The organism is Streptomyces sp. NPDC032472 (assembly GCF_040636955.1).
Taxonomy (GTDB): domain Bacteria; phylum Actinomycetota; class Actinomycetes; order Streptomycetales; family Streptomycetaceae; genus Streptomyces.
Map to the genome: position 1 here is coordinate 1 of NZ_JBEZVK010000202.1, position 1,497 is coordinate 1,497.

The following is a 1,497-nucleotide window of genomic DNA, read 5'->3' on the forward strand; positions in this document are numbered from 1 at the left end:
CTTGGTCCAGCCCCACCGCCGGTAGAGCTCGCGCGCCGACGCCCTGCTCGACGCGGCGAGTACGGCGAAGGGCTCGTCGCGGTCGGCCAGCAGCAGGTCCAGCAGCTCGCGCCCGTACCCGCGGCCGCGCGACTCCCGTACGACCGCGAGCTCGTAGACGTAGAACAGCGGCCGGTGCAGCCACGGCGGTGCGGGGGCGGCCGCGCGCGGATGCCACCATCCTGGCTCGCGGTGCACCCCGTACGCGAACCCGCCGAGCCCGCCGGGCTCACGGCCGTCGCCGACGGTGGTCACGCTGAAGCCGGGCAGTGCCGCGTGGTCGGCCAGTTGCCGGGCGAAGTCGTCCGCAGCGGCCGCGTCCTCGTGGTACGGCGGCTCCCGGTAGACCCGGTGGTAGACCTCGCGGAACTCCTCGGGGCGGCGGATCCGGGAGCTGCGCTCAGGCATCGACGGTCTCGCGCTGGACGTGTGCGGGCAGCATCCGGTGGAGTCGTTGCAGCAGCACGAGCGCCACGAGGCAGCAGAGGCCGAGCGCGAGCCACGGCAGGCCTGCTCCGCGGGCCAGCAGCCAGGTGAACACGGTCGGGGCCAGCACCTTGGCCAGGCTCCACATCAGCTCCTCCAACCCCAGGTACCTGCCGCGAAGGTGCCCCGCGGCCATCCCCACGATCAGTGCACTGCTGGTCGGGGCCTGGAGCAGCTCCGCGACCGTGAAGACGACCATGCCGAGGACGAGCCCGCCGAAGGCCAGGCCCACGTGGTCGCCGGGCACCGCCGCGAACAGCACGAAGGACACCATCCACAGGACGGCCGCCACCTGGAGCACTCCGGGCCGCCGGTACCGCTCGACGGCCTTGGCCAGTGCGGTCTGCGCCAGCACCACCATGACGGTGTTGATCGCGAACAGCATCCCCGGCTGCCAGGCCGGCAGCCCGCGCGCCTCGATCACGTACGCGCTCAGCAGCACGGTCAGCGCGAGGTCGCACAGCGCGAACACCCAGACGGTGGCCAGGACGCCGAGGAACGCCCGGTCGGCGAGCACCTCCCGGTACCCGCCGGCGTTCTCGGCCGGGGCAGGCGCCTTGGCCGGGTCGGCGCCCGAGCCGGCGGGGCGCGGGACGGCGGTCCGGCGCCAGCTCGCGACCAGCCCGGCCGCGACGAGGAACGACACCGCGTTCAGCACGACCACGGCGGTGTAGCCCGAGCTGCCGCCCCAGCCGACGAGCGTGCTGCCCACCAGTCCGCCCGCGCCGATCCCGGCGTTGCGCAGGGACCTGTCCATCGCGTACCAGCGCGCCCGGTGCCCGTCGTCGGCCACCTGCGCCACCAGCGCGAAGACGGCGGGCCGGAACAGGCTGTCGCCCCACATGGTGGCCGTGACCAGCAGGACCAGCTGCCAGGGGATGTCGGTGAACACGTAGGCGGTGAAGGTCAGTACCCGGATCAGGTTGCTCGCGACCAGCACGCGCCGCGGCCCGATCCGGTCGATCAGCCGGC

At 73.7% G+C, this 1,497-nt stretch carries 2 protein-coding genes; both read right to left on the reverse strand.

The features are described 5' to 3' along the window. Positions 1 to 447 (reverse strand): GNAT family N-acetyltransferase (locus AB0F11_RS38175; protein ID WP_362184475.1); only part of this gene is annotated, 447 nt, incomplete at its 3' end. Next, positions 440 to 1,497 (reverse strand): MFS transporter (locus AB0F11_RS38180; RefSeq protein WP_362184477.1); only part of this gene is annotated, 1,058 nt, incomplete at its 5' end. The genes AB0F11_RS38175 and AB0F11_RS38180, both read right to left, overlap by 8 nt.